This is a genomic window from Arenivirga flava (genome assembly GCF_030161575.1).
In the GTDB taxonomy this organism is placed as follows: Bacteria; Actinomycetota; Actinomycetes; order Actinomycetales; family Microbacteriaceae; genus Arenivirga; species Arenivirga flava.
This window is the reverse complement of record NZ_BSUL01000001.1, coordinates 3149165-3174164: the sequence shown is the minus strand read 5'-3', so window position 1 is coordinate 3174164 and position 25000 is coordinate 3149165. Positions and strand designations below refer to the sequence as shown.

Sequence of the window (25000 nt, the reverse complement as noted above, 5' to 3'; positions counted from 1 at the left end):
TCGCGTCAGCCTTCAGCTCCAGCGCGCTGCTTGCGCCAGCGGATGCCCGCGGCGATGAAGCCGTCGAGGTCGCCGTCGAGCACGATCGCGGGGTTGCCGACCTCGTGTCCGGTGCGCAGGTCCTTGACCAGCTGCTGGCCGTAGAGGAAGTACGACCGCATCTGGTCGCCCCAGCTCGCGGTGATGGTGCCTGCGAGCTCCTTCTTCTTTGCGGCCTCCTCCTCGCGCTGCAGCAGCATGAGGCGGGTCTGCAGCACGCGCATGGCGGCGGCGCGGTTCTGGATCTGCGACTTCTCGTTCTGCATCGACACGACGATGCCGGTCGGGATGTGCGTGATGCGCACCGCCGAGTCGGTCGTGTTGACCGACTGGCCGCCGGGGCCGGACGAGCGGAACACGTCGACGCGGATGTCGTTCTCGGGCACCTCCACGGCCTGGGCCTCCTCCATGACGGGGATGACCTCGACCGCGGCGAAGCTCGTCTGTCGCTTGTCGGCGCCGCCGAACGGGCTGATGCGCGCCAGGCGGTGCGTGCCCGCCTCGACGCTGAGCGTGCCGAAGACGTAGGGGGCGTCGATCTCGAAGGTCGCGCTCTTGATGCCGGCGCCCTCCGCGAAGGAGGTATCCATCACCTTGACCGAGTACTTGTGCCGCTCCGCCCAGCGCAGGTACATGCGCATGAGCATCTCGGCGAAGTCGGTGGCGTCGTCGCCGCCGGCACCGGAGCGGATGGTCACGACCGCGCCGCGGCTGTCGTACTCGCCGTCGAGCAGCGTCTGCACCTCGAGGTCGGCGATGGTCTTCTCGATCGACTTCAGCTCGGTCTCCGCCTCGGCGGCGCTGTCGTCGTCCTCCATCTCGCGGGCCAGCTCGGCCAGCACCTCGAGGTCGTCGAGCCGGCGCTCGAGCGCGGTGACGCGGCCGAGTGCGGCCTGCGCGTGGCTGAGCGCGCTGGTCACCTTCTGCGCGTTCGCGGTGTCGTCCCAGAGGTCGGGGGCGCCCGCCTGCTCGCTGAGCTCAGCGATCTCGCGCTCGAGGCGCTCGGTGTCCACCACCGCCTTGATGTCGGCGAAGGTGGCCCGCGCAGCGGCGATCTGATCGTTGAAGTCGTCCAGCATTGTGCCGACCAGCCTACCGCCCCGGAGGCCCGCGCCGACGGGCGTAGGCTCGGCGGTGATGAGCGTCGCCGAGCAGCCCTTCCGTTGGCGCTCCGTGGCGATCCCGGTGTTCCTGCCGACCGTGCTCTTCGCCACCGGCGAGGGCGCCATCCTGCCGGTCATCCCGCAGATCGTGGCGAACGCCGGGGGCAGCCTCGCGATCGCCGGGCTCGTCGCCGGCATGCTCATGATCGGCACGCTGATCGGCGACCTGCCGAGCGGATGGGTGATCAGCCGCATCGGGGAGCGCCCGGCCATGATCGCCAGCTGCGTGCTCGCGCTGCTGGCGATGGGCGGCTGCCTGCTGGCGCCGACCCCGGCCGTGCTCGCGGCGGCGATCCTCGTGCTCGGCATCGCGACCACCGCCTTCGCGCTGGCCCGGCACTCGTTCATGACCCAGCGGGTGCCGCTGCGGGTGCGCGCCCGGGCGCTGTCGACCCTCGGCGGCTCGTTCCGGCTCGGGCTCTTCATCGGCCCGTTCGTCGGCGCGCTCATCATCGAGCTGACCGGCGACGCGCGGAACGTGTTCTGGGTGCAGGCCGTCATGGCGCTGGCCTGCGTGGTGCTGCTCGCGGCGCTGCGCGACCCGGAGACCGGGCTGCGCGGCTTCGGCGGTGCCGGGGCCGCTGCGCGGCGGGGTCCGGGCGGCGCTGCCGATAGGACCGCGGCGGGCGGAGCCGGCGGGCTCGGAGCGAACGCGGCCGAGCGCCCGAGGGCGGAGTCGCCCGAGCTCGGAGCGGGCGCCGGCTCGCGCACCGCACTCGAGCCGACCGAGCGCGGACCGGGGGCGGACGACGACCCGCCCGCCGCATCCGCCGGCACCTTCCGCACGCTGTGGCGGCGGCGCGACGTGCTGCTGCGGCTCGGCTGGGGCGTGCTGCTCATGGGGGCGCTGCGCTCGAGCCGCATGACCCTGCTGCCGCTGTGGGCCGTGAGCCTCGGCATCGGCGAGCGCGACGCGGCGCTGATCATCGGCCTCGGGGCGGCCATCGACTTCGGCCTCTTCTTCGTGAGCGGATGGATCATGGACCGCTTCGGCCGCGCCTGGTCGGCGGTGCCCGCCATGACGGGTCTGGGACTCGGGCACCTGGTCCTGGCCCTCACGCACGACGTCGGCGCCGCCGCCTGGTGGTTCGGCGCCGTCGCCGTCTTCCTGGCGCTCGCCAACGGCGTCGGCAGCGGCATCATGATGACGGTCGGCGCCGACCTGGCCGACCCGCGCGACCCGGCGCCCTTCCTCGGGGCGTGGCGCTTCATCGCGGACAGCGGCACCGCATCCGCTCCGCTCATCATCTCGGGGCTGACCGCGCTCGTGTCGCTCTCGGCGGCGAGCGCTGCGATGGGCGTGCTCGGCGTGATCGGCGGCCTGGTGTTCCTGCGCTACCTGCCGCGCTACGCGCCGGGCCGCACGCCGCGGGACTGAGCACCCCGCACGCCGCACGCCGCGGGACTGAGCACCCCGCACGCCGCACGCCGCGGGACTGAGCACCCCGCACGCCGCACGCCGCACGCCGCGATCGGTGCCACTTCCGGCGCTCGGGCCGCGCCTCGCCGACCGCGAGTGGCAACGATGCCCGCCGAGGGGACGGAAGCTGCGCTTCCCGAGTCCGCGGGGAGCAACTGGTGTCCCCTGGCCCACTCCGCGCCTCGGAATCGTCGCGGCTTCTGGCGCTCGGGTCGCTCGCGCCGGGATCGTTGCCACTTCCGGCGCTCGGGCCGCGCCTCGCCGACCGCGAGTGCCAACGATCTACGTCGTGGGGACGGATGACGCCCTTGCGCGGTTAGCCTGGGCGCACCGAACAGACAGGGAGCGACGTGCGCCTCATCCTCATCCGCCACGGACAGACACCGTCGAACGTGAAGGGGGTGCTCGACACCCGGCTGCCCGGCCCCGGCCTCACGCTGCTCGGCCTCGAGCAGGCGGCGGCGCTGCCGGGGGCGCTGCGCGACGAGCGCATCGACGCGATCTACGTGTCGGACATGGTGCGCACCAGCATCACCGCGGCACACCTCTCCGCGACCCTCGACCTCGAGCCGATCCAGCGTGCCGGCATCCGCGAGATCACCTCGGGCGACCTCGAGATGCACAGCGACCGTCCCAGCGTCGAGACCTACATGACCGCCGTCTACTCCTGGTCGCAGGGCGACCTCGGTGCGCGCATCCCGGGCGGCGAGGACGGCCACGAGTTCGTCGCACGCTACGACGCCGTCATCGCGGAGGCGCAGGAGAGCGGATGGGGCACCGTCGCCTTCGTGAGCCACGGCGCGGCGATCCGCGCGTGGGCCTCGATCCGCGGCATCAACGTGCCGCGCGAGCACATCCTGAGCAACCCGATGCACAACACCGGCGTCGTCGTGGCCGAGGACACCCCCGAGGGCGAGTGGATCGTGCGCACCTTCCAGGGCGAGGCGCTCGGCGGCGACCGCGTCGACACGACCGTCGGCGGCCCGGCCGGCGAGTCGCCCGCGACCGCTCGCTGAGGCGGCGTCGAGACCAGACGTCGCGGAAGGCCCCTACGGCGCGACGAGCACCGAGCGCGCCGTCGTCGTCACCTCGAGGCGCAGCGCCTCCGGCAGCACGACCCCGACGACCGGCGGTCGCCACTCGGCGGCGAGCACGACGCGGGCGCTGCGGCCGTCGGGCGTGCCGGCCTGCACGAGCTCGAGGCCCTCGAGCCGGTGGGGCACCACAGCGAGGTGGTCCTCGACGGTGACGAGCACGTCGCCGGAGTCGAGGTTCGGCGCGCGCCAGTCGCCGCCCGGGCCGACGCCGGCCAGGTCGAACGCCTCCGCTCCGGCGAGCGCGGCACCGTCGGCGAGGCTCAGCAGCCGCTTGCGCTCCAGGTAGAGCGAGGTGGCGCCCATCGCCACGATGATCAGCGTCAGGCCGAGCAAGGCCCCGAGCAGCACCAGCGGCAGGACGGAGCCGTCATCGCGGCGGAGGATGCGCATCCGCTCGGCCGCCCTCACGACCCGGCTCCCGCGAAGCGCGAGACGCGCTGGCTGGCGACGGCCTCGAGCGGCACGGTGACGGGCAGCGCGGACTGGACGAAGGGCGGCACGAGCGGCAGCGGAACCTCGGCCGTGACGGTCACGTGCACCAGGCTGCCGCGCCCGAGGCAGGGCTCCGGATCGCAGCGGAGCGCGAGCGAGGCGTCGACGTCGTCGAGTCCGTGATCCTCGAGCGCGAACGCCAGCGCGAGCTCGGCCGATTCCCGCCCGGAGGCCACGTCGGGCGCCGCGACGAGCACCCGGGCGGCCTGCCGCGCCGCGCCCTCGACGGCGAGCGCTCCGGCCTGGATCTGCGACACGGCGAGCACGAGGTAGATCAGCGGCACGAGCAGCACGACGCCGGCACCGAGGAACTCGAGCGAGGCGCTGCCGCGATCGTCGCGCAGTCGCGCTCCGACCGCCGAGCTCGTGTCACGGCAGCGTCTCGAGGGCCGCATGGCCGCGCACCTCCAGACCGCGTTCGACACCGAGCAGTCCGAAGAGCGGCAGTGCGGCCCGCACCGTGACCTCGACGGACGGCACGCCGAGATGCTCGCCCTCGACCGCCGTCACGTCATCGGCGTAGGACGGGCCGAGCGCGGTGCCGATCAGCTCGCGCGTGCGCTCAACGCCCGCGGCGGCGGAGCCGTCGGCGAGCGCCGCGAAGCGCGCCCCTCCGAGGCCGCGTCGGTCACGGTGTTGCGCACGTGCAGCGCGACTCCCAGCTGCAGCACCGCCAGCAGCAGCGCGAGCAGCAGGGCGCTCACCATCACGAACTCCGCCGGCGCCGAACCGCGCTCGTCCGCGAGGGGATGCCGCATCCGCACCACGAAAGCGGGCACGGAGCGGACGAGCGGATGCACGGCGCAGCCCCTCAGTACCCCATGACGCGGGCGATGGCCGCGTCGAAGACCCCGCTGAGCGCAGGCTCGGCGAGCGCCCAGATGATGAGGACCAGCCCGGCGGTCATGAGCGTGATCAGCACCCAGCCAGTACTAGAGTTCAACATATGAAGCTGCGCGCTGCGATATACGCCCGGATCAGCAATAAGGACAAGCGAACGCCAAAGGTCGCAGATCAGATTGCGATCCTGAAGCTGTTCGCTGGCGAGTGCGGCTACACCGTGGGGCCGGTGTTCCAGGACGACGGCATCGCGGCGTCAGGCAAGAGCATCGACGACACCACGTTGGAGAAGCGCCCCGGCGCACAAGCTCTCCTGAAGGCTATGGAGGCCAAGGAGTTCGATGTGCTCCTTGCTGTTGAAGGCGAGCGACTGGCGAGGACGTATCAAGACGGCTTGAAGTTCATTTCGACCTCCGCCGACGCTGGTGTTCTCTGGCACTTCGAGGGCGACCGGACCCCGCTGGACGTTTCCACACCGAATGGAGAGGAGACAGCCGTAGCGATCTTCACGTCAGGGCGTCGTGAGGGCCGCATCCGCGATGCACGTCAGCGACGACGCTACGAGCGGGAGCGAGCCGCGGGGATGCCCTTGTGGGGCACCCGTCCGTTCGGATTCGAGCCCGACCGGATCACGGTCCGTGAGGAGGAGGCGGCATACATTCGGACCGCCGTCGCCGACTACCTCAGCGGGACGCGCTCCATGCTGAGAATCGCAAAGGACTGGACCGCTGCTGGCGTCAAGACGGACGCGATGCGACCTTCAGAGGCAGATGTCGAGGCGGGCCGGGACTACCGGGAGCGAGTCAGCAGGGATGGTGAGAAGCGCCCGGTGTCAACGGTCTGGACCGCGACGACGGTCCGTCAGCTGCTCCTTCGCCCTCGGAATGCTGGCCTGCTCGTGTACAAGGGTCAGCAGCTCGCAGAGAGCAAGATCGAGCGCATCATCGAGCCGGAACAGCATGAGGCCCTGAAAAGCCGCGTGAAGGCCGGGACACCGGTGTCTGAGCGTGCCGTGACCCTGCTCGGCGGCGTCCTCCGCTGTGAGTGCGGAGCCGTCATGCACGGCACCACGAGCTATTCCCAGCGCAATAAGGAGCGCGGCAACGTCCCCGCGGGCAAGCGCTACGTCTTCAAGAACTACAAATGCTCAAAGGCCCTCTACGACAAGAGCCAGCGCCATGCATCGATAGCCCAAGGTGCCGTCGATGATTTCTTCACGGCTACGCTCCTGGCGGACCTCTTTCACGACAGGATCAAGGCTCCTGGCGACGACGTAAGCGCCAAACTGAGCGACCTGGCTCAACGACTCATTGAGAACCAAGAGAACGTGAAGCACGTAGGGGCACAGTTGCTCGACCCTGCCCTCAAGTCGATCCACGCTCAGGGCAAATCGAATCTGGCAGCCCTCGACAGCGAACGAGAAGAGCTCGAAGCGGAGCGAGATCGCCTCCTCTCCCGCGCTGCCGATGGTGGTGCGCTCTCCGGGTTCCTGGATGAGTGGCGGCGTTCGGACGATGCTCCGTTCAAAGACACCGAGGAGCGCGAGGCCTGGGAGGCTCGCCTCCGTGAGGCTTGGGGCAGCCTGCCCATCGACCGTCAGCGGGCCATGATCCGCGCCCGCTACCGCCCATCCGTGAAGGTTGGTGGACGTGGGATCAGTCGGCTGAGTTTGGGGCAGTTGCCTGGCGGGGACTATATGGGCTTCGACAATCCGGTTTCATTCGAACCCGAGCCCGAGGGCTGGGCAGCCATCTCGTGACTTTCGGATCAGCCTGCTGCACCCCGGTGTATCTCGGCGGCGTGGCGCTCACAGCCCCGACACCGGTCATGGCTACGCGAAATGATTGACGCCCAGCCGGGCTCGAGGCCGTTATCAAGAGATGTGGCACCAGTGTCGTGCAGGTCAGGATGGTGCAAGGCCGTCGTTCTCGCCGAAGCGCCCGAGCGCTGGCGCAGGTAAGGCGAAGCCCATGCCGTTACGCACGAAACGTTCTTCCTCGAACACCCAGTGCAGCAGGTTGAGTAGCGAGTCCGGGTAGAGCTTGAGGCCCGCGCCTCCAATGCCTCCGTAGTAATTCCGGTGAAACATGGGAGTGACCATGTTCGCGAGGGCCATTCCATACTTCGATCCTGCGAGGGCTGCGGTCACTACGCCCGTCACAAGATCGGCCAGTTGGAGATGTGGATGCCGGTGAGACGGTGCAGTCAAGACGGGTATCACGATGGCTTCCGACTTCACGAATTCGGTGCCTATCGAGGTCAAGTCCGCTGTCTCACCTAACCAAGCATCCTCTGCACGGTGATCGCCGCCTGGCTTGTCAAAAACCAGAATCCCACGGTGCCCCTCATTTTGAAGCATCATCTCGACGCGTTCGAAGAGGAACCGAATCACCCATTGCTCCGCCGTCTGATTTCTCATCCCTAGTCCGGCGAGCTCGTCATCCCAGACAGCTGCAACCACCCTGCAACCGTGTGCGAGAGCGTCCGCAAGGATGGCCTCGCGGAGCGGAGCGATAATGCTGGTCTTTTTGTTCTTGCGGAACCAGTCGGTCTTCGAGTCAGGAGACCACTTCAGTTCGACTTCACGCGGCACATCGAACTCATCGAGGCGGGCGTTGAACGCTTCCGCGAAGGGACGCACTTTGTCCTCAGCGAACGCGACTGCGCCGAGGGTGATGAGATTCCCCATCGCCTCCCTGCGGCCCTTTTGCTTCGAATCGTCAACGAACACGACGTGCATTAGTCCCCCCAGGATCATCGAATGCCGCTCGTACCCTAGCGATCTTCCTTCCCTCTCAGCCCAGCGGCACTCTGCTAAGCGAAGGCGTCATCTCACACTGCCCGCCGTTCGCCGATGGCGTGCGGCTCCGACCGTCAGGTACCTCACGCGGCAACCGTCTCGTGCTGTAGGGAGGGCAGATGGGTGACGGTGGAGAACCGTACGCTGTTGACCGAGGGAGTCAACATGCTGGATGTGCTTACTACACGAGAGCTTGCCTCTCTGATCGTGATCGTTGCTACAGGCTTGATCTTTGTCGCGATCCCCAACGTGCGGCGGCAGATTCGCCCATCCCTCAGCGAACTGCTCCGCGCTGTCTTCAACATCACCATGCTGAAGGTCTTCATGGTCGTCGCAGGTGCAGCAGTCATCTCCACCGGCCTTGCGAGGAGCATCGGGCTGTGGGATTTGAACCTGCTCAAGGACTCCATCATCCTCACCACAACTGTGGTGTTTCCCCTTGCATACCGCTCGTTTAAAGCTGACTCAGGAGGACACCTCGCCTCTCGTCTCATGAAAGAGACGTTCGGGTTGTCCGTCCTACTCACGTTCTATCTAGACACAGCCCCCTTCCGCTCCTAGGCGAGCTTCTCCTTCAAGTCATCGTGCTTGTCCTGGTCGCTGCGTCGGTGGCAGTGGCCCGGCAAGGCAAGGACAGCGGTAGCAACTGGGCAACCAAAGGACTCGCCCTCATCGGGGCATCTCTATTCATTTGGACGTCGGTGAGCTTCGTTACGCAGCCACCGGACTGGGCAGATGTGATGCAGTCCCTGTTCTACGGATTCTGGCTACCGCTGTCGCTGTTTCCTTTCTTTTACTGGTTCGGATATTCCGTAGTCCTCCAAGAGGTGACCACCCGCATCAGCATCCGAGGGACGAAGCTCACACGTCGCAACGTGACTGGTCTCGCCCTGGGTTCTCAGGGCAGGCTGAGCATCTTGCAGAGATATCGCCCTCGTCATGATGAGTTCGCCCGTGACGGTACTTTGCGGGGGTCGCTCCTCGGGATGAGAGAAGTTCGGGCGGACATTCGGAAGACCGCTCAAGCCGAAGCGGATCGCCTCGCGGCACTGGAACGCAACGTCGGGCGGAACGAGCGAGACGCCGACGGCAGGCACCTTGATCGTCGTGAGTTTCGCGAAACGAAAGAACAGCTTGAGTGGTTGTGGGTCCTGCAAAACGGACAGTACGAAAGACGCGGCTCACAATATTGGGACGATGTGCCCGATGTTCTAATCGATGCCGCGGCTCACGGGCTGCCCGCCAATCACGGTGTGCACATCGAGACCGCTGACGCGTTCAAGGTATGGCGCGCCTGGCGAATCACACCTGGCGGTGGGGTGCTAGGCATCGGGGGTTCGGAGCATAGGAGCAAGTTCGTCTTCCAAGGCGACGCACCTCCAACCTCGTGGCCCGGAGAGGGCGAGGAGTGGTCAGCAGGGTTCATCCGCAAGCGCTGGCCACCGGATTGGAAGCAGTCGGACGATCCAATTCTGTAGACCCGTGTCGAGGGGGTACGCATCGGTCAAGGCAAAACGGCATCCGCCATTGAGTGTGTCTGAATGGAACCAGCATCGTGCACAACGAGGAGGAAACCCGTGGATTACCCAGAGGCCCTAGCTCTATGGATTCAGACGGCTGCCGTCGTGGTTGCCGTAGGCGCTTCAGTCGTTGCTCTAATCGTGTCGTGGCGAGATCGAGTGAACTCCCGTCGCATCGCCGCGGAGGATCGGCGTGCCAGTATCGAGCAAGCCAAACTCATGCTGGACCTGGAAATGATGATCCGCCTTCTCCAGAACCGAAACCGTGGTGGATCAAGTGATCCTCAGGAGCGGAAGGTCATGGGCGCGGAGGCATTGACCCTGGTTGGACTCCTTGGCCGAGACCTCGTGCCTGAGCAGTGGGATCGGCAGGTAGGTCATGACGAGGAGGGGTTTCAGAAGTTTCTTGAGGACCCCGACTGGCCGGAGTGGAAGAAAGACGCCATCGAAGTCCAGATCGCAATGGACCGCACAGTCGCTCGGATTCGGGCGCTGAGCGAGCGGCCATCCACTGCCTGAGGGCTCGAAAGGTTCAATGTCTCAGGCGCCCTTTACCTTCGAGCTTGTGGAAGAACGCAAGGTACCCGGAAGCGAGGCGTGGACGCTGCATAACGAGAACGGCGACATGCTCGGCAAGATCGAGCGGCGGCGGATCGGGCGCGGACACACGATCTTTTGGATGGCGTATGGGGTGCATCCGGACGACGGGCGGATGATTCCGCTCGAACTCAGCGCAGATCGGGAGGAGCGGGTGCGCAAGGTTCTTGAGTTCCGGGCTGATCCCAAACGTTTCCGCCATCACTTCGGATGGGGCTAGCTGTAGTTCCCAGTGAGGTTGTGAACGCGGTCGGCGGGCGTGAGCCCGCCGATCCCGGTGTGGGGCCGGTGGTGGTTGTAGTGGTGGATCCAGTCGACGTAGGTCGCTGAGCGGGCTTCGTCGGTGGAGTAGAGCCGTTCGTAGGCCCACTCGGTCGCGAGGGTGCGGTTGAAGCGCTCGACCTTCCCGTTCGTCTGTGGCCGATAGGGGCGGGTGCGTCGATGCTTGACGTCGCCGAGCGCCGTCGCGAAGACGCGGGAGCGGTAGCAAGAGCCGTTATCGGTCATCACCGCGCTGACGGTGAAGCCCGCGGTCTCGAAGAACGCCCGCGCCCGCAACCAGAACCCGGCCGCGGTCTCCTTGCGCTCGTCCGTGTGCTGCTCGGAGTAGACCAACCTCGAGTAGCTGTCGATCGCGTGATGCAGGAACGCGTAACCCCGGCCCCGCTTCTTGTTGTGCCGGTTCCCGACCGTGCGGCCGAGCATCCGGTGCCCGCCGCCGTCAGGGATGCGCCCGAGCTTCTTGATATCGATGTGGACCAGCTCGCCCGGCCGGGTCGCCTCCATCCGGACCGGGGCAGCCTTGCGAACGGGGAGCCCGGTGGCCTGATCGAGATGCACCAGGCGTGGCATCCGGTAGCGGGCCAGGACCCGCTCGACCGTGGAGCGCGGGATGCGCAAGTGGTAGCCGATGCGGTGCGGACCCCAACGGCGGGTGAACCTCAGCGCGACGATCCGCCGCTCCCGCCGCCGCGTCGTCCGCGATGGCGAACGATGCGGCGTTGAGGACCGGTCCGTCATCGCCTGCCCGGCCCGGAACCGGGCAGCCCAACGCGACGCGGTCGCGGGCGAGCACTGAAACCGCTCCGCAGCACGGCGCACCGACCAGCCCTCCTCGACGATCAACCGGGCAAGACGAGTCCTGCCCTCCGGGGTGAATGGCGCGTTAGCGTGGGTCACGAAGGCCTCCGTGGATGGTGATGTGTGTCGTAACTCACATCGTCCCGGAGGCCTTCGCTAACGCCCCCAACGTTCACAACCTCCCAAGGAAGTACAGCTAGCTCCCGTCGTGCTCGGCCAAAGTTTTCTCGTACGCAGCACGCCCGAGTTGCACGGTCGGAATTTGGTTCGCCGTCTTCGGGCGGAGAACGGAGCTACCACTCCATGTCGCGATTGCAGCGCGTCCAGGGACAGCAGTCTCGGCCATCTCAAGCGCAGGCACGAGGTCCGTGTCTCGCGACGCGAGAATTACATAGTCCGATTTCTTGACGAGCACCGCGCGGAAGAAGGACAGCGCAAGCAGCACGTCGATGCCCTTTTCCTCGGCGCGAGAGTTCGGCCAGTCCCGCGGATAGCGAAGAGCACGGGTGTAGACGTTGACTCGACCACTAGTCCATAGGCGGTTCTGTCTGCTCACATGACCGTTGAGCGCACCCTCTTTGCGAGGATCAGGGAGTCCCCGAAACACATCTACACGGCGAATCTCAAGAGGCTGAGCGAACTTGTTTTGCCACTCGACTTCGACTTGCGCGGCGAAACGGTCGGGGTGCACAAGGTAGTCCTCGGGCGGCGTCCCGTGGGGCTCGAACACGTCTCCAGCGCTGAAATGGAGATTCTGATAGTCGATCAGGAGCCAGCCGGTGCTCAAAACGTCCCCCAAAGAAAAAGGCCCCGCCAGTCCCGTTAGGGAGGGCGGGGAGCAATGGTCTGACTCTAGCACCACGTGTATATGGGATGTACACCCCAATGCACGCCCGACTGGCGTACGGCTGTTCCGGCGTGAAGATACGTACGACAGGCGTGCGACCTCAGGACAACACCGCCGCCAGGGTGTGAGCGCTCGACCGCTCCAGCCGGTTCCGGGCACGGTTGTACCGCTGCGTGGTTCGGGGGTCGGCGTGACCTAGCGAATCCTGGAGTTCGGCAAGAGGCATACCGGCGTCGAGCGCCAGCGTGGCGTGCGTGTGGCGGAGGCTGTGCGGGCTGAGCGCCCCTTCAATACCCGCGCCCTTAGCGAGCCGCTGTACCGTGCGGAAGGCTTCAGAGGGCGCCCACGACTTCCCGGTGCGGGTAGTGAAGAGCAGGGCATCGGCGGCGCTCGCCGCATCCGCGGTGGTGACCTCAGTGCCATGAGCCGTCCCTGTTCCCAGGTAGCCGCCGAGCGCGTCGAGCACCTGTGCCGGAAGCACGAGCAGAGCCCGCTTACCGCCCTTCCGGGTCACGCTAAGTACCCTGTGGCCCCCACTGTGCTTGAGGTCGCTCACGCGCGCTCCTAGGGCCTCAGAGACGCGAGCGCCGGTGAAGAGGAGCAGCGCCACGAGCGCGTGCGAGCGTGCGGAATCTTCTTTCGCAGCTTCGAGCAGCGCCATTGCCTGTGCACGGGTGAGGCCCTGCGTCTCAGAGTGGTCTGCATCGATCTTGGGGCGCTTGACGCGAACGACGGGGTTGGACGTCGCCGCCCCCTCATCCTGCGCATAGCGGTAAAACGCGCTCAGCGCAGAGAGCTTGCGGGCCACCGTGGCAGCGGACTGCTCTTCGATGCTGAGCCGGTAGAGGTCAACGTGAGGGCGCTCAGCTGCGAACAAGTCGACCCCGTGACCGTCCAGGAACTCGAGAAATGCCGTCAGGTCACGGCGGTACGCGCGGCGGGTGTTGTCGCTGGTCAGCGATGCGAGCCAAGCTCCGGCGAGAGCCCCGTGGCGTGTTGTGTTGCTCGTGATGTCGGTGGCCTGGACGCTCGCGCTCATAAACACACGATAACTGACATTATCGTGTGGCTCAAGTCATGCAGCGACTGCGGTCGCGTTACGAGCCCGAGATTCGGAAATCTCGGCATCAGTGCAACGAAAAAGGGCCGGGCCCCAGCAGAGGCCCGGCCCCGGGGGCTGAGGGAAGGAGAACCCAGCCACCACCGCGGACCCGAAGAAAATCCGCGCTCGCGGGCCGCCGCATGTAGGGGACGGAAGCGGCCCGCAAGATTAGATACCCTGCTGACCCTCACTCTCCGCGATCAAATCGGCAAGGACAGCAATAGGCACGACCGCGACGAGTCCGCCACGGCCACCCGCAGCGACGTGGCGACGCACTACAACGGCGGAGAAGTCTGCCCCGTCGCGCGTAACCTCCGCGGCGGAAGCGATAACGCCGGACACTGCAAGGTCGGCACGAGCGTTGATGCTCCACCGTTTCAGTCCCAAGATGTCCGGACGCACGGCGTTCTGCTCAGCTTCGGCGAGTAGCTCGGAGAGTTGACGGTCTGAACGGGCACGGACGTGTGCCGGAGCCCCGAAGGACCGCAACACGTCGGCGATGCGCTGCCGAAACGCCATAGGGGCCATGGGGGCACTCATCGCACGACCTGCCCTAGCGTGCGGGAGGTGACCGCGGGGCCGTACACCCTGTTGACTTCGGCTCGCGCAGCAAGCTGCTCTTCAAGCGTGGGATGCGCCCATGCCTCCAGCCGCGCCTGCTCGCGCGCTGTAGCCCAAGCTGCGTCCCCAGCGATCCAAGTCGGCACCCCCTCCGGCCATGCGCCGCGAGCGATCTTTAGCGACGCGGAGCCCTTCGCCAGCTCGGTTTCGAACCAAGACTGTCCGAGGCGGTCCCGAGAGAATTCCAGAATCTCGGCGGTGAGGGTCAGGGTCTCGCCGCGGTCGAACACCCGGCTTTGGCGCTGACCCAAATAGACGGTGATGGAGCGGAGGAAGTGAATCTCCGCACCTTCTAGAGGATGCTTCTTATCAGTCATGAGAGGGCTCCTTGCGTAGGGTAGTTAGCGCGCCTAGGTGGGCGACGTAGGCATCTAGAGAGGCGGCCTCGGCTTCGAGTCCGACCGTGCGGAGTTCGGGCGCGAGTAGGGCGGCGAGGGCCGGACTGGACCGCGTGGCGGTGGCGACTGCTCGGGCTAGCTGCTCGGCGTACGCCAGCTCTCCCGCAATACTCAGGTCATCGATGCCAAGCCTGTTCATGAGGGTGGCGATGATGTCTGAGGAAGTAGACGCGGCCCGGATAACCGTCCCGCTCGCACCAGTGCGCAATGCGGCACTCCGAACCCGCTCAAGGTCACGGAGGTTCTCGCTGAGCTTTTCGATGAGGTCAGAAGGCGACAAATCGTCTACATCGAGTCCGTCGCGGAAGAGCGGCAGCGAGAGGTGGTTCCGGACATGGCGGCGGACGGCAGACTCACTGACTCGGGCTTCAGCCGCGATGTCCACAACGCGAGCACCCGCAACGAGTCGGGCGTCTACGTTGTCGCGGTTTGCGAGCCCGCAGAGAGCGCATGGCCTGGCCATTTCGAACTCCATTCGATTCCGAGTAGAACGACTTATTCTCTACTACTACCTCTACTAGTACTATCGGCTTTCGGATTCCGGAAAAGTCGCTATATCGGCGCCATCCGGTCACGAACTCGTAACGGTCTCACTAGACTCCACATTCGCAATTCTGAGCAGCGCGTTCTTCTTGAGGCATCCACCTGCACCCCGGGTAACTACCCTCCGTTGTATAAGAAGATCCTCCAACTCACGCCATCGCTCAGCCGCATCGGCCTCTCCGGCTATGAAGGCGGCAAGGATGTCACCCGGGGACTGCGATGCGCCCTTGGCGGGCTTGAACCAGCCCTTGGACGCATAAGCCACCGCTGTCCGGGCATCCCTGTAGCTCCGGGCGTCCTGGCCGCTCTGCGAGGCTCCCACGCCCTCATGCTCCGCAGCGGCGAGCCAGTGCCGGATAGCCGCCTCGAGGAAGGCGTGGTTGGCTGCATCGGGCATCACCACAAAGTGGTCGTGCACGTGCCATCCGGCGTCCGTCATCGTAATTTCTGAATTTCGCGTCCAGCCTTGAGTTCGACTCGACAGCCATGATTTGCGCTGGAATCTTGCACGTACTCGCGATTGGTTATCCCATGCTTCAGCAAGGCTCGCCGAGCTCGCTGTAGTGAGGGTAAGCAGCAACGCGGGAGCGTTAGCTACATCACTGCCGTGGATGCCCCGTCGCGCCTTGGCCGCAAGGCGTCTAGCGCAGAAGGGGCACAGGGCGCATCTGCAGGGAAACCTGTCACTACACCGCTTGAGTCCCTGGAGTGTACTTTGCTCGAATAGGAAGTTCTGAAGCTCCCTGGTTAGCTGCAGTACAGGCTTAGGGGTATAACGAGTTCTGTCTTGATAATGAACAGGCTGGCCATAGAAGGATGCGGCCCAGTTAGCCCTAGATTCCGAGATAGACACGAATGCTCCGCGCGTACTGCAAGAGCCCATGTGCTAACTACACATGCCGTCCCAAAATTTGGGATTCCACCGTACAGAAGATTGGCCCACCAGGATGGTCCCGGCTTGAGAAGAGTACCTGGCAAGTACCAAATAGAGAAGCCCCCGAGCTCCACCAACCTGTGGCGACGCTCGAGGGCAGGCGTGTTTTGAAGTAAATACGCCTTACTTATGACGGGTTGGCGCGATGCCTTTCGATGGCCTCGAGCACTTCTGCTGTGAGTTTTGAGGACAGCCCGGACGCCGCTCCCTTCGCCAGGTTGTAGAGTTCCCGGAAGGAGTCATTCAGGTTCTCGAGGAAGTCTGCCGAGACAATCTCTAAGATCGGTCGCGAAGGTGTATCTTCCGAGAAGATTTGGAACCTGAAGGGCGAGAGACCGTCTTCATCACGAGATTTGATGTAGTAACCAAATTTTCCTGTTCGAGCGGTGTACTCTGTTGGCTCGATGGAGTCCTCCCAGTGCATCTCCCCTGAGCGAGTCTCACTGATCAGAGCGGCGAGAACCGAACCAACGTTTTCTTCTGTTGTTGCCACTTTCGGTCCCCTTCTGAAGAGTAGCTGAGAAACTTGCTGCTTCTAGAACTACTTTATCGATGCTTTGCCTTGCGGCGCGAACGGTTGGGATGATGTTGACTTTGGGCTTATCGTAAAGCTTCTGCTTCGCGTCACGGCAGGCTTCAACGCTCTCATTGATCAGGCCGACGAGAACAACGCCTTCATACACTGGGCTTGACGTGAGGTGTCCGTGAACCCTCTGGGCCCGACGCGCGTACTTTGCCAGCGCGATGCCAACTTTATCCGCGTCCTCGGATTTCACTGCAGAGTGAACAGCGTCTTCTAGAGCCTCAAGCTCCGGAAGCAGTACGAGCAAGTCGTTAGCGAGCAGCCTCGCACCGAGGAGGCGGGTGGACTCGACCGTCGCGTCCGCTGTGCGCACCAATTGCCATATGGCAATCCCGAACCCCAAAATCGCGACGAAGAGTTGTCCCGCGCCGAAATAATCCGCCGGATTCCACATCGCTATCGTTCGCCCCCAACCACCCGTGAAGCCTAGCCTGCGCCCGAGCCTCCATACACCTGCCTGTCATATGTGCTAGCCAATTTCAGACCAGCCGGGCACGTCGCCACGATCGTCGGCGGCGCGGCGGTGCACCGCGGCCGCGGCGAGCGCGGCTCGCGTTCGAAGGGTTCGCATGGTCGTTCCTCTCGTCGTGGTCGGTCGATCCGTGGTCGTGCGGCGCGAAGCGGTCGTGCGGCGCGAAGCGGTCGCTCGGCTCCCGGCCGCCTTCGTGGCCGCGGGCGCCGTGCCGGCCCGTCCCCGCATCCGCTCCCCCATCTCAGAAGCCCATCTGCAGCACGGCGAGGCCCGGGTACATCGCGAACACGACCGTGATGGGCAGGATGAGGAAGACGAGCGGCACGAGCATCGCGACCTCCTTGCGCCCGGCCGACTCGAGCAGCTCGCGCTTGCCGAGCTCGCGGGCGTCGTCGGCATGGGCGCGGAGCACCTCGATGAGCGGGGTGCCGCGCTCGAGGGCGACGACGAGCTGGTCGATGCAACGCTCCAGCACGGGCAGGCGCAGTCGGGCGCTCAGCTCGAGCAGGGCCTCGCTCAGCGGGCGACCGGCGGCGTGCTCGGCGAGGGCTCGGGAGAACTCGGCGGCCAGCTCGCCGCGGCCGACGCGGGCGAGGCGGCGCAGCGCATCCAGCACCCCCTCGCCCGCGGAGAGGCTGAGGGTGAGGAACTCGAGCGTCGTGGGCAGCTCCTCGGCCAGCCGGTCGAGGCGTGCGCGCGCCGCACGCGCCAGCAGCTGCTCCCGCACCAGCAGCGCGACGACGGCGCCGAGCGGGCTGAGGCCGAACGGCAGCAGGGGCGAGGCGCCGGCGGAGGCGAGCAGCAGGATGCCGAGCACGGCCCCGCCCACCCCGCCGCCGATGACGCAGAGCAGCTGCTGCGACCGGTAGGCGCGCAGGTCGAGGGAGCTGCCGGATTGGCTGAGCCGCCGAGCGATGGTCTCACCGCCGCCGAGCACCCGGTCGAGCAGGGTGCGACCGGCGTCGGCGATGGGCGCGAGCAGGAACCCGAGCACGGGCAGCGGGTCGGCGGGACGCCGTGCGAGCAGGCGGCGCGCCTCGGGCGACACGTCGACCACCGCCGGCGCGACCCGCAGCAGCAGGCGGGGCCGCGCAGCGGCGGCGCTAGGGAGGCGAGCGACCACGTCCCGAGCCCGAGGCCGATGCCGCAGAGCACCGCGAGCGCGAGCGGCAGCGTCATCGGAACCACCGCCGCTCCTCCGGCAGCCGTCCGAGACCGCGCATCACCCGGTACGCCAGCAGCGAGACGCCGACGCCGCCGACGATCACCGCGGCGCCCGTCGGGGTGTCGTAGGCCGCCGCGGCCTCGGGTCGGGAGACGAGCATGACGAGCACGATCCACGGCGCGGCGACGCCGAGCCGGGCGGCGTTGACGAGCCAGCCCTGCCGAGCCTCCAGTTCGCGGCGCACCGCAGCCTCGGCGCGCAGGGCGGCGGCGAGGCCGCGCAGCACGCTGGTCAGCTCGGTGCCGCCGACCTCGCGCGCCATGCGCAGCGTCTCGAGGATGCGGTCCGCGACGGGGTCCGCGAGCCGCGCCTTCGCGTCGTCGAGGCAACGGCCGACATCGCCGGTCGTCTCGTAGTCGTCGGCGAAGCGGATGAACACCGGCCGTACGGGCTCCGGCGCCACGTCGCCGAGACGCGCGATCGCCTCGGGCAGCGTGCTGCCCGCGCGTACCGCGGAGACGAGCAGGTCGACCACGTCGGGCCAGTGCTCACGGCCGGAGCGCCGCCGGCTGCGCGCCCGCGAGCCGAGCAGCAGGAAGGGCAGCACGAGCGCCACGGCGCCGAGCACGAGGCCCAGCGCGGGCACCGGCAGCAGCGCGGCGCCCAGCACCGTCGTGGCGAGGGCGACGAGCAGCACGACCAGCAGGAAGACCGGGGCGGAGACGGAGGCGAGGCCCGCCTGCACGAGGCGGTCGCGGAGCAGGCGCAGCGGGCCGGGTTCGCGGCGGCGCTCGCGCGTCGCGCGCGGCCAGAGCTTCGGCGCCGCGAGCAGCAGCACACCGGCGCCGAGCAGCGCCCCCAGCAGGATCGGCCCGGTCACCGGGTCACCGCCCGGGCCGGCGATGCAGCGGGGGACGGCGCCGCATCCGCTTCGTAGACCGTGCGCACCGCGATCGTCGCCCCCTCGACGCCCATCGGCGCGACGACCTCGCGGATGCGGCGCCGCCCGTCCGGGAGCAGCTCGCAGTGCACGACGAGGTCGAGGCTGGCGGCCACGGTCGGCAGGATGAAGCCGGCGTCGATGTTGCGCCCGGCCAGCAGCGGCAGCGTGCAGAGCTTGGCGAGGGCATCGCGGGCGCTGTTGGCGTGCAGCGTGCACATGCCGGGCAGGCCGGCGTTGAGCGCGAGCAGCAGGTCGAGCGCCTCGGCGTCGCGCACCTCGCCCACGACGATGCGGTCGGGCCGCATGCGCAGCGCCTCCTTGACGAGGCGGCGCAACGTCACCTCGCCGGTGCCCTCGAGGCTCGGCTGCCGGCACTGCATGGCCACGACGTCGCGGGCCTCGATCGCGAGCTCGAAGGTCTCCTCGACCGTGACGATGCGATCGCTCGGCGCGCTCTCGCCGAGCAGCGCCGCCAGCGTCGTCGTCTTGCCGGCCTGCGTCGCGCCGGTGACCAGGATGCTGCGCCCGGCGCGCACCGCGTCGCGCAGCACCTCGGCGAGCGCCGCGTCGAGCGACCCGAGCTCGACGAGCCGCTGCAGCGAGCGGATGCGCTGCGGGAAGCGGCGGATGTTGACGGACCACTCGCGCGTGATGTCCGGGATCGTGACGTGGAGCCGCGAGCCGTCCGGCAGCGACGCGTCCACGAACGGGCTCGAGAGGTCGACGCGGCGACCGGAGGTCTGCAGCATCCGCTCGACGAGGTCGCGGATCTCGATCTGCGAGAGCCGGATGCCGGTGGACTCGGAGACGCCGTTCCTCGCGGCGAAGACCTTGTCGACGCCGTTGATCCAGATCTCCTCGACCGAGGGGTCGTCGAACAGCGGCTGCAGCGGTCCGTGGCCGGTCAGCTGGGCGAGCACCTGCCGCGCGGTGCCGGGCTCGTCGCCGAGCAGCGGGCCGTCGCCGGCGAGCGCGCGCTCCGCGTAGCGGCGCACCTCCTCGCGCACGAGGGAGCCCGCGGCCTCCGGACGGACGGCGAGATCGACGCCGTCGCGTCGCAGGCGCTCGCGCACCCGATCGGTGATGACGGCGACGGCGGTGGGCATGCGGTCATGGTCGTTCGCCGCGGATCGGCGGGCCTGCGTTATCCACAGGGCGCAGTGTTCTCCACCGTCCGGCGCTCCGAGCGTCCGCACATCCGCCGCTGGCTACTCTCGTCTCCCGGGGGTCGATGTCATGTCCCCCGGCGTCGGCCCCCACCCTCGTTCATCCGCTGATCAGCGTCGATGCGTAGCGTTCGGGCATGACCGTCGTAGCGTGGCGCGGCACCGATCCCGCGAGCATCGAGCGTCTGGCGCTCCGCAGCGAACCGGAGCGGATCCGGGCCGAGTCCACGCTCGAGTCCGGCGGTCGGCGCATCCGCTACAGCCTCGAGCTGTCGCCCCTGTGGTGGTTCCGCAGCCTGCTGCTGCGCCACGGCGAGCGGGAGCTGCGACTGGAGCGCTCGCACTGCACCTGGCGGGTCGACGGCGAGCGCCGCGACGATCTGGCGGCGGCCGTCGACATCGACCTGGCCCTGTCGCCGTTCACCAACACGCTGCCGATCCGGCGGCTGCGGCTGCCCGTCGGGGCGAGCGCCGAGATCGTCACCGCCTACGTCTCCCCCGACCTCGCCGTGCAACCCGACGGGCAGCGGTACACCCGCCTCGATGCCCGCCGCTACCGGTACGAGGCGCTCGACGGGGGCTTCGAGCGCGAGATCGAGGTCGACGACGAGGGGCTCGTCGTGGACTACCCGGGGCTGTTCGAGCGAGCCTAGGCTCATCCCGTGCCCCGCATCCGCCCGCTCGCCGCCGTCGCCGTCACGGCCCTGCTGCTGAGCGGATGCGCCGCGCAGCCGGACGACGGCTTCCCCGCCGGCGCGGCCCCCGACTACCAGCTCGGCGGCGCCTACGACCCCGACCCCGCGGTCGGTATCGTCGGCCGCGACCGGTCCGCGGAACCCGCGGAGGGCGCCTACTCGGTCTGCTACGTCAACGGCTTCCAGACCCAGCCCGGCGAGCTCGAGCAGTGGCCCGACGAGCTGCTGCTGCAGCGGGACGGCGAGACCGTCTTCGACCCCGACTGGCCGGACGAGGCGCTGCTCGACACGAGCACGGCCGAGGGCCGCGACGCGATCGTCGACCTCGTCGGCCCGTGGATCGAGGGCTGCGCCGAGGACGGCTTCGACGCGGTCGAGTTCGACAACCTCGACACGTTCACGCGCTCGGACGACGCGCTGACCGTGGACGACAACCTGGCGCTCGCATCCGCCCTCGTCGACATCGCGCACGGCGCGGGGCTCGCCGCGGGCCAGAAGAACGCGGCGGAGCTGACCGAGCGGATGCACGACGAGGCCGGCTTCGACTTCGCCGTCGTCGAGGAGTGCGCGGCCTTCGACGAGTGCCGTGCCTACACCGACGTCTACGGCGACGCGGTCATCGACATCGAGTACACGGATGCGCTGCCGCGCCCTTCGAGGAGATCTGCGACGATCCGGCCACGCCGGCCTCGGTGGTGCTGCGCGATCGCGATCTCACGGTGCCCGGCGACCCGGCGCACGTGTTCCAGCTCTGCGGCTGAGGCGGGCCGGGAGGACGCTGGCGGGCGACGGCCCGACTGGTCCGGGGCGCCGTCCTGCGTCATCCCGCGGTCGGACGAGGCTGCACGGCGCCCGCGGATACACTGGGCACACCCGCGGGAGTGGTGGAATCGGCAGACACGCAGGATTTAGGTTCCTGTGCTCCAGGGCGTGAGGGTTCGAGTCCCTCCTTCCGCACCGATCGAACCTCCCCGCATCCGCTCGCCGCGATGGCGGAGGAGGCCCGCACACCCTGCCGCGGCTTCGTGGCCCCGCATCAGGAGACCCCCGTGGAGACGCTCGCCGCAGGCCTGTTCGACGTGGAGGGCCTGATCTCCGGCGCCGGCACCTGGGGCCTGCTCGTCGTGTGCGCCATCGTGTTCGTCGAGACCGGGCTGCTCATCGGCTTCCTGCTGCCGGGCGACACCCTGCTGCTGGTGACGGGGGTGCTCACCTTCCAGGGCACGATTCCGCAGCCCGTGTGGCTGGTGTGCCTGGCCGTCTTCGCCGCAGCGGTGCTCGGCGACCAGCTGGGGTACCTGATCGGCGTCAAGAGCGGCCCGGCGATCTTCGAGCGCAAGTCGAGCGGCTTCTTCTCGCGCCGCAGCGTCGAGCGCACCAACGCCTTCTTCGAGCGATACGGGGGCCTCGCGGTCACGATCGCGCGCTTCGTGCCGGTTGCCCGCACCATCGCGCCGGTCGCCGCGGGCGTCGGCCGGATGCCGTACCGCAAGTTCCTCTTCTTCAACGTGCTGGGCGCACTGGTCTGGGGCGTCGGGCTCGTCATGGTCGGCTGGGGCGTGGCCCATATCCCCGGAGTCGCGGACCTCGTCACGCACTACATCGAGTACGTGCTCATCGGGCTGGTCGTCATCGTCGTGGCGAGCATGGTCGTGCACTGGCTGAAGGAGCGGCGCGAGCGCCAGGAGGAGGAGGATGCCGGGGCGCCCGGCGCCGAGTCGGCGCCGACCGGTGCGCCCGGGGGTCCCGGCACCGAGTCGGGGGCGATCGGTGCGCCCGCTGCGCCCGGCACCGGGTCGGAGTCGACCGGTGCGCCGCATAGGTCGCCGTCGATCGAGCACGGCTCGCTCGACGAGCACGGCCCGGAGCCGCGACGCCGCGGCTGACGCGCCACCTCGGCTGACGCGATGCCGCGGCAGCGCGCCGACGCGCTGTGGCCACCACGGCCGCGCCTCCCCGTGAAGGAGTACGCGAACGTCCCAGTCGTAGCGGCATCCGTACGACCGTGTCGCACCGGTACTGCATGACACGGGCACTGCATGACACCGGCGCTGCACGACACGGGCACTGCATGACACGGGCACTGCATGACACGGGCACTGTATGACGCGGGCGCTGTATGACGCGGGCGCTGTATGACGCGGGCGCTGAGGCACCCCGAGCGGATGCGAGCCGCGTGCGCGGTGCGCTCCTCTCACGGCGCTCGCCGGGCCACCGGCGATGCCACGCCGTCGGCGCAGTACGCGGACGACTGCGCCGTACCGGTGCCGATACCGCCGTGACGCTCCGGTGCTCCATCCCTCCACATCGGGCGCAACGGGAGCTCCCAGCACGGGTCTCCCGGGCGGTCACCGTGGCCGCGACGCGGCCGGCATCGTCGACGGATGCAGATCGACCCGCGACTCATCATCATCGGCCGCTCCCCGGGATCGGACCCTCGCGGCTTGCAGCGCGCGCAGCAGCGCGGCGCGCTCGTGCGCATCCGCCCCGGCGCCTACATCGCGCGACGGGACTGGGAGCTCGTGAACCCCAGGGAGCGGTTCGCCCTCCGCACCCACGCGCTGGTCGCGACCGTGCCGGAGGCGGTGCTGAGCCATCGCTCGGCAGCCGTCGCGCACGGTCTGCCGCTCATCGGGCCGATGCCGGAGCGCCCCGAGGTCGTGGAGCGACGCACGGTCCGCTCGCGTTCGACCGCCGCGGTCCTGCGCCATACCAGCAGCGGAACCGTCGACGTCGTGCGGGTCGGGGCGGCGCTCGCCACGCCCATCGGACGCACCCTCGTGGATCTCGCTGCGACGTCGCCGTTCCGTTTCGCGCTGGCACCCCTCGATGAGGCGCTGCGCCGCGGCTGGTCGCGCGAGGCGTTGTCGGCCGAACTGGATGCCGCTGCGCCCCGTGCGCATCGCCGTGCGCAGCTCGCCATCAGCTGGGCCGACGGCCACGCCGCGAACGCGGGCGAGTCGACGAGTCGAGCCACGCTGCTCGAGCTCGGCTTCCCGGCGCCGCTGCTGCAGGTGCCGGCCATCGGCACGCCGTACGCGACGGACTTCGGCTGGCCCCGCTGGCGTCGGCGGGGCGAGTTCGACGGTCTGGAGAAGTACCGCGCCGCGGAGTTCCGCAAGGGGCGCACGCCCGCCGAGGTGGTCATCGATGAGAAGCTCCGCGAAGACGCGATCCGTGCCGCCACCGGTGATGCGTTCATCCGCTGGATCTGGAGCGACGTGATGCGCGTGGAGCCCCTGAGGCTGGCCATGCTGCGCGCCGGCATCCCCCAGGGGCGCTGGCGTGCGCAGCCGCGGGCCATCGAGTAGCCGTATCCGACCGACCAAGACGTAGGAGTCTCGATACTCCCGTGTCGCTCGCGTGCTGCACTGCGCAACGAGGAGCAGCTGCCGGGGAGCAGAGGAGCGGCGGCCGGGAGCAGAGGAGCGGCACCGGCGAGGGCCACGAGGAGCGCACCGATCAGCGGTGCGCGACGTCCTCGTGGTGGGCGTGCGAGGCCGGCTCGAGCTGGAACGTGGAGTGCGCCACGTCGAAGTGCTCGGCCAGGCAGCCGGCGAGTCGGTCGAGCAGCGCATCGGTGCCGCCCGACTCGAGCACCGAGTCCTCGACCACGACGTGCGCGGTGAACACCGGGTGCCCCGAGGTGATCGCCCACACGTGCACGTCGTGCACCGCCACGACGCCGTCGGCGCGGAGCACGTGCTCGCGGATCTCGGCGACGCTCGTCTCGCGCGGAGCGCTCTCGCTGAGCACGTGGACGACCTCGCGCAGCAGCGCGATGGCGCGGGGCAGGATGAGGGCCGCGATGGCGAGCGAGGCGATGGCGTCGGTGGGCGCCCATCCGGTCGTCAGGATGACGGCGCCGGCGAGGATCGCCGCGACGGAGCCGATCAGGTCGCCGAGCACCTCGAGGTAGGCACCGCGCAGGTTGATGGACTCGCCGCGGCCGCCGCGCAGCACGAGCAGCGCCGCGACGTTCGCCAGCAGGCCCGCCGCGGCGACCGCGAGCATGAGCGGGCCGTCGACGTGGCCCTCAGCCGGCTCCAGGAGCCGGCGCACGCCCTCGATGCCCACGCTCACCGCGACGGCGGCGAGGATGACGCCGTTCACCAGGGCGCCGAACACCTCGGCGCGGCGGAAGCCGAAGGTCTGCCGATCCGTGGCCGGCCGAGCGGCGACCGACAGCGCGACGAGCGCGACGCAGAGCCCGACGAGGTCGCCGAGCATGTGGCCGGCGTCGGCGAGCAGCGCCAGCGAACCGCTCAGCAGGGCGCCGATGACCTCGATGAGCAGGAACCCGCCGATGACCGCGATCGCGAGCAGCAGGCGCCGCCGGTTCGATCCCTGACCGTGCTCGTGCGCGTGACTCATGCGACCACCGTAGGGCGCATCCGTCACCCGTGGGGCATCTCGGGAATGAGAACGATCCTCGCTCTGATCGGCGCTTTCACGCACAGCGGATGCCCACCGCCGACACCTG

30 protein-coding genes and 1 tRNA gene are annotated in these 25000 nt (G+C 68.2%); 12 read left to right on the top strand and 19 right to left on the bottom strand.

The features are described from left to right. Nucleotides 1–5: 5 nt before the first annotated feature. A complete protein-coding gene (gene prfB / locus QQK26_RS15660) occupies nucleotides 6–1118 on the bottom strand; it encodes a peptide chain release factor 2 (RefSeq protein WP_284228880.1) in 1113 nt (370 codons plus the stop codon). A 58-nt stretch (nucleotides 1119–1176) separates the two neighbouring features. Between prfB and QQK26_RS15655 the strand changes: the two genes are divergently transcribed. Both QQK26_RS15655 and QQK26_RS15650 read left to right on the top strand, forming a co-directional pair. Then, the gene (locus QQK26_RS15655) at nucleotides 1177–2580 is read left to right on the top strand and encodes an MFS transporter (protein ID WP_284228879.1); all 1404 of its coding nucleotides are present in this window, start codon (nucleotides 1177–1179) and stop codon (nucleotides 2578–2580) included. A 392-nt stretch (nucleotides 2581–2972) separates the two neighbouring features. Next, a complete protein-coding gene (locus QQK26_RS15650; RefSeq protein WP_284228877.1) occupies nucleotides 2973–3638 on the top strand; it encodes a histidine phosphatase family protein in 666 nt (221 codons plus the stop codon). A gap of 33 nt (nucleotides 3639–3671) precedes the next feature. On the opposite strand, the gene QQK26_RS15645 is transcribed toward QQK26_RS15650, so the two are convergent. The 5 genes from QQK26_RS15645 to QQK26_RS15630 are packed head-to-tail and all read right to left on the bottom strand — an operon-like array spanning nucleotide 3672 to nucleotide 5157. Further along, on the bottom strand, nucleotides 3672–4109 hold the full coding sequence (locus QQK26_RS15645; RefSeq protein ID WP_284228875.1) for a pilus assembly protein TadG-related protein: 438 nt from the start codon (nucleotides 4107–4109) through the stop codon (nucleotides 3672–3674). Between the two features lie 14 nt (nucleotides 4110–4123). Beyond that, nucleotides 4124–4606, bottom strand: coding sequence for a hypothetical protein (locus QQK26_RS15640; protein ID WP_284228873.1), 483 nt, complete (start codon nucleotides 4604–4606; stop codon nucleotides 4124–4126). Then, entirely contained in the window at nucleotides 4581–4721 is a 141-nt protein-coding gene (locus QQK26_RS16335; RefSeq protein WP_348519971.1) for a hypothetical protein, read from the bottom strand. The genes QQK26_RS15640 and QQK26_RS16335 overlap by 26 nt, the downstream gene beginning before the upstream one ends. 35 nt (nucleotides 4722–4756) lie before the next feature. Then, nucleotides 4757–5011, bottom strand: a complete 255-nt coding sequence (locus QQK26_RS16330) for a TadE/TadG family type IV pilus assembly protein (RefSeq protein ID WP_348520037.1) — start codon at nucleotides 5009–5011, stop codon at nucleotides 4757–4759. A gap of 11 nt (nucleotides 5012–5022) precedes the next feature. After that, a complete protein-coding gene (locus tag QQK26_RS15630; protein WP_284235385.1) occupies nucleotides 5023–5157 on the bottom strand; it encodes a hypothetical protein in 135 nt (44 codons plus the stop codon). Here QQK26_RS15630 and QQK26_RS15625 point away from each other — a divergent pair, their 5' ends adjacent. Further along, a complete protein-coding gene (locus QQK26_RS15625; protein WP_284228871.1) occupies nucleotides 5158–6810 on the top strand; it encodes a recombinase family protein in 1653 nt (550 codons plus the stop codon). Between the two features lie 144 nt (nucleotides 6811–6954). Here the strand turns inward: QQK26_RS15625 and QQK26_RS15620 are convergent, their stop codons facing one another. After that, nucleotides 6955–7791 (bottom strand): DUF3800 domain-containing protein, encoded by an 837-nt coding sequence (locus tag QQK26_RS15620; protein ID WP_284228869.1) that lies wholly within the window; start codon nucleotides 7789–7791, stop codon nucleotides 6955–6957. Nucleotides 7792–7974: 183 nt separating this feature from the next. Here QQK26_RS15620 and QQK26_RS15615 point away from each other — a divergent pair, with 183 nt between their 5' ends. The 4 genes from QQK26_RS15615 to QQK26_RS15600 all read left to right on the top strand — a co-directional run bounded on the left by QQK26_RS15615 (nucleotide 7975) and on the right by QQK26_RS15600 (nucleotide 10188). Next, a complete protein-coding gene (locus QQK26_RS15615) occupies nucleotides 7975–8412 on the top strand; it encodes a hypothetical protein (protein WP_284228867.1) in 438 nt (145 codons plus the stop codon). Between the two features lie 23 nt (nucleotides 8413–8435). Beyond that, entirely contained in the window at nucleotides 8436–9329 is an 894-nt protein-coding gene (locus tag QQK26_RS15610) for a hypothetical protein (RefSeq protein WP_284228866.1), read from the top strand. Between the two features lie 99 nt (nucleotides 9330–9428). Beyond that, the gene (locus QQK26_RS15605) at nucleotides 9429–9890 is read left to right on the top strand and encodes a hypothetical protein (protein ID WP_284228864.1); all 462 of its coding nucleotides are present in this window, start codon (nucleotides 9429–9431) and stop codon (nucleotides 9888–9890) included. Between the two features lie 16 nt (nucleotides 9891–9906). After that, entirely contained in the window at nucleotides 9907–10188 is a 282-nt protein-coding gene (locus QQK26_RS15600) for a hypothetical protein (protein WP_284228862.1), read from the top strand. Here QQK26_RS15600 and QQK26_RS15595 read toward each other — a convergent pair. From QQK26_RS15595 to QQK26_RS15545, 11 genes are all read right to left on the bottom strand, one after another. After that, nucleotides 10185–11147: an IS481 family transposase gene (locus tag QQK26_RS15595; RefSeq protein ID WP_284229504.1), complete on the bottom strand. Its 963-nt coding sequence runs from the start codon at nucleotides 11145–11147 to the stop codon at nucleotides 10185–10187. The genes QQK26_RS15600 and QQK26_RS15595 overlap by 4 nt on opposite strands. 97 nt (nucleotides 11148–11244) lie before the next feature. Then, nucleotides 11245–11835 (bottom strand): PIN domain-containing protein, encoded by a 591-nt coding sequence (locus QQK26_RS15590; RefSeq protein WP_284228859.1) that lies wholly within the window; start codon nucleotides 11833–11835, stop codon nucleotides 11245–11247. Nucleotides 11836–11995: 160 nt separating this feature from the next. Continuing rightward, the gene (locus QQK26_RS15585) at nucleotides 11996–12934 is read right to left on the bottom strand and encodes a tyrosine-type recombinase/integrase (RefSeq protein ID WP_284228857.1); all 939 of its coding nucleotides are present in this window, start codon (nucleotides 12932–12934) and stop codon (nucleotides 11996–11998) included. 599 nt (nucleotides 12935–13533) lie between these two features. After that, complete coding sequence (locus tag QQK26_RS15580) at nucleotides 13534–13935, bottom strand: hypothetical protein (protein ID WP_284228855.1); 402 nt, start codon at nucleotides 13933–13935, stop codon at nucleotides 13534–13536. Next, on the bottom strand, nucleotides 13928–14491 hold the full coding sequence (locus tag QQK26_RS15575) for a hypothetical protein (RefSeq protein WP_284228852.1): 564 nt from the start codon (nucleotides 14489–14491) through the stop codon (nucleotides 13928–13930). Before QQK26_RS15575 ends, QQK26_RS15580 begins: the two co-directional genes overlap by 8 nt. Nucleotides 14492–14587: 96 nt before the next feature. Further along, complete coding sequence (locus QQK26_RS15570; protein ID WP_284228850.1) at nucleotides 14588–14998, bottom strand: hypothetical protein; 411 nt, start codon at nucleotides 14996–14998, stop codon at nucleotides 14588–14590. Between the two features lie 622 nt (nucleotides 14999–15620). Further along, the gene (locus tag QQK26_RS15565) at nucleotides 15621–15917 is read right to left on the bottom strand and encodes a hypothetical protein (RefSeq protein ID WP_284228848.1); all 297 of its coding nucleotides are present in this window, start codon (nucleotides 15915–15917) and stop codon (nucleotides 15621–15623) included. A 16-nt stretch (nucleotides 15918–15933) separates the two neighbouring features. Next, nucleotides 15934–16470, bottom strand: a complete 537-nt coding sequence (locus QQK26_RS15560) for a hypothetical protein (RefSeq protein ID WP_284228846.1) — start codon at nucleotides 16468–16470, stop codon at nucleotides 15934–15936. A 319-nt stretch (nucleotides 16471–16789) separates the two neighbouring features. Further along, nucleotides 16790–17671 (bottom strand): type II secretion system F family protein, encoded by an 882-nt coding sequence (locus QQK26_RS15555; protein WP_284228844.1) that lies wholly within the window; start codon nucleotides 17669–17671, stop codon nucleotides 16790–16792. A 52-nt stretch (nucleotides 17672–17723) separates the two neighbouring features. After that, nucleotides 17724–18593 carry a type II secretion system F family protein gene (locus QQK26_RS15550; RefSeq protein WP_284228842.1) on the bottom strand — a complete coding sequence of 290 codons (870 nt, stop codon included), beginning with the start codon at nucleotides 18591–18593 and terminating at the stop codon, nucleotides 17724–17726. After that, nucleotides 18590–19762, bottom strand: a complete 1173-nt coding sequence (locus QQK26_RS15545; RefSeq protein WP_284228840.1) for a TadA family conjugal transfer-associated ATPase — start codon at nucleotides 19760–19762, stop codon at nucleotides 18590–18592. The genes QQK26_RS15550 and QQK26_RS15545 overlap by 4 nt, the downstream gene beginning before the upstream one ends. A 197-nt stretch (nucleotides 19763–19959) precedes the next feature. Here QQK26_RS15545 and QQK26_RS15540 point away from each other — a divergent pair, with 197 nt between their 5' ends. The 5 genes from QQK26_RS15540 to QQK26_RS15520 all read left to right on the top strand — a co-directional run bounded on the left by QQK26_RS15540 (nucleotide 19960) and on the right by QQK26_RS15520 (nucleotide 23828). Further along, nucleotides 19960–20475, top strand: coding sequence for a putative glycolipid-binding domain-containing protein (locus tag QQK26_RS15540; protein WP_284228838.1), 516 nt, complete (start codon nucleotides 19960–19962; stop codon nucleotides 20473–20475). A 9-nt stretch (nucleotides 20476–20484) separates the two neighbouring features. After that, a complete protein-coding gene (locus tag QQK26_RS15535; RefSeq protein WP_348519969.1) occupies nucleotides 20485–21429 on the top strand; it encodes an endo alpha-1,4 polygalactosaminidase in 945 nt (314 codons plus the stop codon). Then, nucleotides 21393–21474 (top strand) — tRNA-Leu (locus tag QQK26_RS15530). Before QQK26_RS15535 ends, QQK26_RS15530 begins: the two co-directional genes overlap by 37 nt. 32 nt (nucleotides 21475–21506) lie before the next feature. Then, nucleotides 21507–22403, top strand: coding sequence for a DedA family protein (locus QQK26_RS15525; protein ID WP_284228835.1), 897 nt, complete (start codon nucleotides 21507–21509; stop codon nucleotides 22401–22403). 498 nt (nucleotides 22404–22901) lie between these two features. Beyond that, nucleotides 22902–23828: a hypothetical protein gene (locus QQK26_RS15520; protein WP_284228833.1), complete on the top strand. Its 927-nt coding sequence runs from the start codon at nucleotides 22902–22904 to the stop codon at nucleotides 23826–23828. 151 nt (nucleotides 23829–23979) lie between these two features. On the opposite strand, the gene QQK26_RS15515 is transcribed toward QQK26_RS15520, so the two are convergent. Then, the gene (locus QQK26_RS15515; RefSeq protein ID WP_284228826.1) at nucleotides 23980–24891 is read right to left on the bottom strand and encodes a cation diffusion facilitator family transporter; all 912 of its coding nucleotides are present in this window, start codon (nucleotides 24889–24891) and stop codon (nucleotides 23980–23982) included. Between the last annotated feature and the right edge of the window lie 109 nt (nucleotides 24892–25000).

What these genes read in the sequence shown, in the direction of transcription:
- prfB (WP_284228880.1), bottom strand. Translation starts at nt 1,118, where the DNA reads ATGCTGGACGACTTCAACGATCAGATCGCCGCTGCGCGGGCCACCTTC.
- QQK26_RS15655 (WP_284228879.1), top strand. Translation starts at nt 1,177, where the DNA reads ATGAGCGTCGCCGAGCAGCCCTTCCGTTGGCGCTCCGTGGCGATCCCG.
- QQK26_RS15645 (WP_284228875.1), bottom strand. Translation starts at nt 4,109, where the DNA reads ATGCGCATCCTCCGCCGCGATGACGGCTCCGTCCTGCCGCTGGTGCTG.
- QQK26_RS15640 (WP_284228873.1), bottom strand. Translation starts at nt 4,606, where the DNA reads ATGCGGCCCTCGAGACGCTGCCGTGACACGAGCTCGGCGGTCGGAGCG.
- QQK26_RS15630 (WP_284235385.1), bottom strand. Translation starts at nt 5,157, where the DNA reads ATGTTGAACTCTAGTACTGGCTGGGTGCTGATCACGCTCATGACCGCC.
- QQK26_RS15625 (WP_284228871.1), top strand. Translation starts at nt 5,158, where the DNA reads ATGAAGCTGCGCGCTGCGATATACGCCCGGATCAGCAATAAGGACAAG.
- QQK26_RS15620 (WP_284228869.1), bottom strand. Translation starts at nt 7,791, where the DNA reads ATGCACGTCGTGTTCGTTGACGATTCGAAGCAAAAGGGCCGCAGGGAG.
- QQK26_RS15600 (WP_284228862.1), top strand. Translation starts at nt 9,907, where the DNA reads ATGTCTCAGGCGCCCTTTACCTTCGAGCTTGTGGAAGAACGCAAGGTA.
- QQK26_RS15585 (WP_284228857.1), bottom strand. Translation starts at nt 12,934, where the DNA reads ATGAGCGCGAGCGTCCAGGCCACCGACATCACGAGCAACACAACACGC.
- QQK26_RS15580 (WP_284228855.1), bottom strand. Translation starts at nt 13,935, where the DNA reads ATGACTGATAAGAAGCATCCTCTAGAAGGTGCGGAGATTCACTTCCTC.
- QQK26_RS15575 (WP_284228852.1), bottom strand. Translation starts at nt 14,491, where the DNA reads ATGGAGTTCGAAATGGCCAGGCCATGCGCTCTCTGCGGGCTCGCAAAC.
- QQK26_RS15570 (WP_284228850.1), bottom strand. Translation starts at nt 14,998, where the DNA reads ATGACGGACGCCGGATGGCACGTGCACGACCACTTTGTGGTGATGCCC.
- QQK26_RS15565 (WP_284228848.1), bottom strand. Translation starts at nt 15,917, where the DNA reads ATGCACTGGGAGGACTCCATCGAGCCAACAGAGTACACCGCTCGAACA.
- QQK26_RS15560 (WP_284228846.1), bottom strand. Translation starts at nt 16,470, where the DNA reads ATGTGGAATCCGGCGGATTATTTCGGCGCGGGACAACTCTTCGTCGCG.
- QQK26_RS15545 (WP_284228840.1), bottom strand. Translation starts at nt 19,762, where the DNA reads ATGCCCACCGCCGTCGCCGTCATCACCGATCGGGTGCGCGAGCGCCTG.
- QQK26_RS15540 (WP_284228838.1), top strand. Translation starts at nt 19,960, where the DNA reads ATGACCGTCGTAGCGTGGCGCGGCACCGATCCCGCGAGCATCGAGCGT.
- QQK26_RS15525 (WP_284228835.1), top strand. Translation starts at nt 21,507, where the DNA reads ATGGCGGAGGAGGCCCGCACACCCTGCCGCGGCTTCGTGGCCCCGCAT.
- QQK26_RS15520 (WP_284228833.1), top strand. Translation starts at nt 22,902, where the DNA reads ATGCAGATCGACCCGCGACTCATCATCATCGGCCGCTCCCCGGGATCG.
- QQK26_RS15515 (WP_284228826.1), bottom strand. Translation starts at nt 24,891, where the DNA reads ATGAGTCACGCGCACGAGCACGGTCAGGGATCGAACCGGCGGCGCCTG.